This window comes from Actinophytocola sp. (assembly GCF_036002505.1).
Taxonomy (GTDB): Bacteria; Actinomycetota; Actinomycetes; order Mycobacteriales; family Pseudonocardiaceae; genus DASYTH01.
The window spans coordinates 22,585-28,617 of the sequence record NZ_DASYTH010000273.1 but is presented as its reverse complement, the minus strand read 5'-3'; the positions used below and the strand labels follow the sequence as shown (position 1 = coordinate 28,617).

At 67.7% G+C, this 6,033-nt stretch carries 5 protein-coding genes; all 5 read left to right on the top strand.

The window, feature by feature from the left end; all coding sequences use genetic code 11:
• On the top strand, nucleotides 1-1,088 hold a 1,088-nt coding region (locus tag VGR06_RS24055; protein ID WP_327561379.1), incomplete at its 5' end, for a hypothetical protein.
• Nucleotides 1,085-1,906, top strand: a complete 822-nt coding sequence (locus VGR06_RS24050; protein ID WP_327561378.1) for a serine peptidase — start codon at nucleotides 1,085-1,087, stop codon at nucleotides 1,904-1,906. The genes VGR06_RS24055 and VGR06_RS24050, both read left to right, overlap by 4 nt.
• 121 nt (nucleotides 1,907-2,027) lie before the next feature.
• Nucleotides 2,028-3,662 (top strand): amidohydrolase, encoded by a 1,635-nt coding sequence (locus tag VGR06_RS24045; protein WP_327561377.1) that lies wholly within the window; start codon nucleotides 2,028-2,030, stop codon nucleotides 3,660-3,662.
• A gap of 129 nt (nucleotides 3,663-3,791) precedes the next feature.
• Nucleotides 3,792-5,048: an amino acid ABC transporter substrate-binding protein gene (locus VGR06_RS24040; RefSeq protein WP_327561376.1), complete on the top strand. Its 1,257-nt coding sequence runs from the start codon at nucleotides 3,792-3,794 to the stop codon at nucleotides 5,046-5,048.
• 85 nt (nucleotides 5,049-5,133) lie between these two features.
• Nucleotides 5,134-6,003 carry a branched-chain amino acid ABC transporter permease gene (locus tag VGR06_RS24035; protein WP_327561375.1) on the top strand — a complete coding sequence of 290 codons (870 nt, stop codon included), beginning with the start codon at nucleotides 5,134-5,136 and terminating at the stop codon, nucleotides 6,001-6,003.
• Nucleotides 6,004-6,033: the final 30 nt, after the last annotated feature.

Below are 6,033 nucleotides of genomic sequence, written 5' to 3'. Positions count from 1 at the left end.
CCGGCCATACCGGACCGGTCACCGCACTTGCGGCCATGCATTGCGACGTTCGCTTACTCGGCAAAGATACCGTTCCTGAGCCTCAGACCGACAACCTTGTCCACCAGGCATTCTTCGGGTGGTCCCGTGACGCGGGACTGTCTATAATGGCTAATTCATTCGCTATAGAGTCAGAAACACAACGTTGGCAGCGCAGACTGCAGGAGCATGTCCGGCTACAGCCGGGGCCCGGCACCGAGTCGCCAGGCCACGCATTGTCGTACATCGAATTCGAAGACGGGACCGCGGCTGTCGTGCGGCGGGTTGACACCGGCGTCAGCCCCGGGCGGAACAGCGCCCACGTGCTGATAGGTTCGACGGCTGTCCTCGATGTGCCGGTCGCCCTCGCTCTCGCCAATTGGGAAGGGTGGCGTGCCAAAATTGACTCGATGCCATGGCTGGCGCCCGTGTCGCCGGCATTCTTCTCCGATATCGCTCATGAGTTCCAGTTGATGCAGGAGCAAGTACGGCATTGCCAGAGTGAGCTGATTATCGTGCTTGCGCGGATCCTCGAGAGGCCTGGCGCCCCATTGAGTATCATCGGTTGCCCGGACGAGTACCGGTTGCCTGTGGTGTGGGGACTTCGCGCGGCAGCGGATGGATATCTGAGGCAGCAGTTCGGAATCGCTCGGCGATGGTCGTTCTCGACCTACGAGGTTCGCCATGATGTCTTCATCGAAAATCTGCCTGAGATCGTGTTCCTGCCTGTGAAGCCGCAGCTGGACGTCGTCGTACGTACGGTGATAGATCTCGACGAGCCCGAGACGGTTAGTCGGAATACGTCTCTTGCGGAGCGCCTGGTCGCCAGCATGCTCAATGGCAGCCCACCCGTGTCCAGCGATTCCACTCCGCTTGTGTTCAGTGGTGGCGCCGATGGCACTGTGCGGGTGTGGGATCCGGTGGCTCACCGGCAGCTTGACAGGATCGATGTGGCTGGGCCGGTTTCGTCGATCGAGGTAACGCGGGACGGGTATCTGGTGGTGGTCGCGGGCGATCACGTGATCACGTTCCGGCATGTTGAGGCTGTTCGCGGGAAGTGGCGGGCGTGAGCCGGATCGTCGGGGTGCATGGCATCGGCAGCTACCACTATTACCGGCGCGCGCGGTCGGTCTCGGGTGCGAGTGAGGCGATCAGTGCGGACTGGGCGTCCTGGCTGGCGTCGCCGGTCGAGTTGAGTGTGGCTTATTACGCGCATCACCTGCATCGGGGGGTGGTGCAGGGGGATGAGGATGATCCGGCGTTGCTGGAGCCGGGGGCTCAGGAGCTGCTGGTTGCCTGGGTGGAGCAGTTGCAGCCGCGGGCGCAGGTGGCGTTGGGGCCGCGGACGGCGAGGGCGCGGCAGGCGGCTGAGTGGTTGAGCCGGCGGTTCGGGCGGGCGGCGCGGGTGGCGGCGATCGGGTTCTGCCGGGAGGTGCACACGTACCTGGCTGAGCCGGGGTCGGCGCGGCGGGTGGCGGCGCGGGAGGCGGTTGCCGATGTCATTGAGGCGCAGCGGCCGGGGGTGGTGGTGGCGCACTCGCTGGGGAGTGTCGTGGCGTATGAGGCGTTCTGGGCGCGGCCGGAGCTCGGGGTTGAGGTGCTGGTGACGTTGGGGAGCCCGCTGGGGATGCCGGGGGTGGTGTTTGAGCGGTTGCGGCCGGCGACGGGTGGGCGGGGGGCGCGGCCGCCGGGGGTGGGGCGGTGGGTGAACTTGGCGGATGTGGGGGACATCGTGGCTGTTCCGCGGGACCTGGGGGAGTGTTTCGACGGGATCGATGTGCACCGGTCGGATCTGCGGATCGGGGAGTGGGACTTTCATACGGTGCGGGGCTACCTGGCCTGTCCGGACACCGTCGAGGTGTTGAGGCCGTACCTACCACGCTGTTAAGCAGCATTGCACAGGCGTGAAGTGTGAGCTTACACTCACGCGCGTTAGCAGCCGTCGTGAGCCGATGAAGGGCGGTCGGACGATGGGTGCGAGTGGATACAAGGGCGTATCGAGACGGACTGTGGTGCGGGCCGGTGCCGCGGGTGCGGTGGTGGGCGCGGGTGCGGTCGGCGGTGCTGTGCCCGCGGAGGCGACCGGTGGGGCGCCGGGGGTGGACGATCTTGTGCTGTATGGCGGCAAGATCCATACGATGGACCGGGCGGGCCGCGTGGTCGGGGTGGTGGCGGTCCGTGACGGGCGGGTCGTTTACGTCGGGGACAGCCTCGGGGCCGCGCGGCGGGTGGTGTCGGAGCGGGCGCGGTTGGTGAATCTGCACGGGCGGACGGCGATTCCGGGGATCATCGACAACCACAACCATGTTGTGTTGATGGGGAACCGGCCGGGGCGGCACACGCCGCTGGAGAACGCGTACTCCATCGCGGATGTGGCCGCGGCGTACCGGGAGCGGGCGCGGCGGGTGCCGGCGGGGGAGTTCATCACGACGATCGGCGGCTTTCACTTCAACCAGTTCCGGGAGGTGCGGTTGCCGACGCTGTCCGAACTGGACAGTGCGGTGCCGCGGCATCCGGCCTATCTCTCGATCAGCTTCAGCGGGCCGTCGGTGACGAACAGCTTGGGGAAGGCGTTCCTCGAGGCGGCGGACCCGGCGGTGACGGTGGGCGCGGACGGTTCGATCGCCGCGGGGACGGAGACCGGAAAAGCGACGCTGGCATTGCGGCGCACGCTCACGTTCGAGCAGCGTATGCGTGGGGTGCGGGACGCGATGGCGTACGCGGCGAGCGTCGGGGTGACCACGCATCTGGACCAGGGCGCGTTCCAGGCGACCGGGACGCCGTCGGACGGGGCGGCGCATGAGGACAACTTCGCGATGCACCAGCCGTTTCTCGCGGTGTACGCGGAGGGTGCGGGGATCGTCCGGTTGCGGATCAACTTCCTGCACATGGAGACCGATCCGGCGCTGCCGGAGTTGACGCAGCGGCTGCGGAACGCGTTTCCGTTCTATGGCAACGACTGGGTGCGGACCGGCGGGATCGGGGAGTTCATCGCGGCCGGGCTCGGGGCGACGTGGCTGGACGCCGCGCGCAAGGTGGCCGCGGCGGGGTGGCGCGCCGAGGTGCATTCGTTGACGCCGACCGACTTTCAGACCGAGATTCAGGGGTATGAGGCGGTCAACGCCGAGCACTCGATCACCGGGCTGCGCTGGGTGGTGGCGCACGTTCCGTTCATCACCCGGGATTATGTGGACCGGCTCAAGGCGATCGGCGGCGGGGTGAACCTGACCGGGTGGCGTTATCTCGCCGGCACCGCGACCAGCAACGGGCCGCCGTTCCGGATGATCGTGGACAGCGGGATTCCGGCGGGGATGAGCTCGGACGGCATGCAGATCGCGCCGATGAACCCGTTCATTCATATGTATTACGCGACGACCGGGCGGAACGCGCTCGGGCAGGTGATCAACGCCGGCCAGCAGATCAGCCGGCAGGAGGTGCTGGCCCTTTACACCCGGGCCAACGGCTGGTTCCTCGGCGGCCCGGACGAGCACCAGCTCGGCACGCTCGAGCCGGGCCGGCTCGGCGACGTCGTGGTGCTCGACCGCGACTACTTCACGGTGCCGGAGGACCAGCTGCGCCAGGTGCGGCCGGTGCTCACCGTGGTCGGCGGCAGGATCGTTCACAACACCGGCGAGATGGGCTGAATCATGAGCAGTGAGCGGAGGTGCGGCCGCGGTGTTGGCTGGACCGAGGAGCAGCGCAGGCGCGAGGAACGAGCGCCGAGCAGCGGACGAGGGAAGCCAACGCCATCTGCGGCCGCGCCGGAGCGAACCATGAAGCACTGGTTACCCGTTCTGGTTGCCGTCACGGCGATCGCGCTCGCCGGGTGCGAGGCGAAGTCCGGAAGCGACAGTGGTGCCGCCCCGGCGCCGAGCACCGAGCCGATCGTGGTCGGCTCGACGCTGTCGCTGTCCGGTGCGTTCGCCGCGACCGGGGCCATCCACAAGATCGTGGGGGAGCAGTTCGTCGACCGGCTCAACGCCAAGGGCGGGCTGCTCGGCCGGCAGGTGAAATGGATCGTCCGGGACGACGAGTCCGACCAGGCGAAGGTCAGCACCCTGTACGAGCAGCTGATCAGTCAGGACAAGGTGGATCTGATCATCGGGCCGTACGCGACGCCGAACATTCTGTCCGCCATGGCGGTCGCGCAGCGGCATGGTTTCACGCTGCCACAGCACACCTCGGTGCTGGCGCCGCTGATGAAGTACGAATGCCAGTTCCCCGGCTGGTCGATCGGCCCGGAGCCGAACAAGTTCGTGCCGAACCAGCTCTTCGACGCGGTGGCGAGCCTGCCGGCCCCGCCGGCCAAGGTGGCGATCGTGACCAACCAGAACGGTTCCACCGACTTCGTCTCCTACGGCTCGGAGCCCGACAAGACCGGCGCCGTGTCGATCGCCAAACAGCGCGGGCTCACCGTGGTCGCCGAGATCCGCTACCCGCCGACCACCACCGACTGGGCCCCGATCGCCACCCAGATCCGTGATGCCAAGCCGGATCTGGTGGTGAACAACGGGCTCGGCGTCGACCCGGTCAACCTGCTGCAGGCGATGGCCCAGCTCGGCTACAAGCCGCCGCTGATGTTCAGCCTGTTCCCCGCGCCCGGTCCGCCGCTCGGCCTCGGCGCCGCCTCCGACGGCATGCTCTCGGTGACCATCTTCGAGCCCAACAAGTCCACTTTGGACAAGCTGGGTGGCGACGCGAGCGACGTCGTCACCGAGTTCAAGACCCGGGCGGGCAACGCGAAGCTGCCGTACACGGTGTTCGAGACGCAGGCCGCGGCGTCCTGGACCGCCTGGGAGATCCTGGCCGCCGCGGTCAAGGGCAGCAACGGGTTGGACCAGAAAGGGTTGTGCGACCAGCTGCACAAGTCCGGCGCCGACACCACCTTCAACGGCCACCTCACCTTCGACCCGAAGGTGAACAACTTCTGGCCACCCACGCAGGCGATCAAGCAGATCCAGAACAAGGACTGGGTCACGGTGTGGCCCAGTGACCGGGCGGCGGCCCAGTTGAAGCGTCCCGCGGCGTGAGGAGAAATGCCATGAAGGTGACCTTCAGGGCATTGAACGCCCTGAAGGTCACCTTCAGGGCACTCCGACCCGGCGAGGTGCACCCATGAGCACCCTCCAGGCCGCCCTGGCCGGCGTGCTGCTCGGCGGTCTCTACGCGCTGATGGCGGCCGGTGTCTCGGTGACCTGGGGGGTGCTGCGGATCATCAACCTGGCGCATTTCGGGTTGATCCTGGTGAGCGCCTACCTGACGTTCCAGCTCGCCTCGAGCTGGGGCTGGGACCCGATCCTGACCCTGGTGATCACCGTGCCGGCGATGTTCGTGCTGGGCGGGGTGCTGCAGTGGGGTTATGACCGGGTCGGCATCTCGGAGCTGAACTCGCTGCTGGCCAGCTTCGGGTTGCTGATCATGTGCGTGCAGCTGGTGAGCAACGTGTGGAGCGCGGACTTCCGGCGGATGAGCGCGGCGGTCAACCCGTACGCCACCGCGTCGGTTCCGTTGGGGCGCCTCATCTTCCCGGTTACCACGCTGCTCGCGTCCGGGATCGCGGTCGTGCTGATCGCGGGCGCGCAGTTCGCGCTGCGGCGCACCTTCACCGGCCGGGCGCTGCGGGCGTTCGCCGAGGACCGGACGATCGCGAGCGCATTCGGGATCGACCACCGCCGGTTGGGCGTGCTGCTGGGGGCGCTCTCCGGTGCCACCGCCGCGGTCTCCGGCATGCTGTTCGCGCTGGCCAACGCGCTCACCCCGGCCACCGCGTTCGAGTGGTTCGGCACGGTCTTCGCCGTGGTCATCCTCGGTGGCGTCGGGCACCTGACCGGCACGCTCGCCGCCGGGCTGCTGGTCGGGGTGCTCTCCGGCGTGGTGTCGGTGCTGCTCTCCCCGGCGGCCGCGCCGTTCGTGCTGTTCTCCGCGATCGTGCTGGCGCTGCTGCTCCGGCCGCAGGGATTGTTCGCGCGCCGGGCGGTGCGGTGATGGGAAAGCAACGTGACGTTCATGCGACTG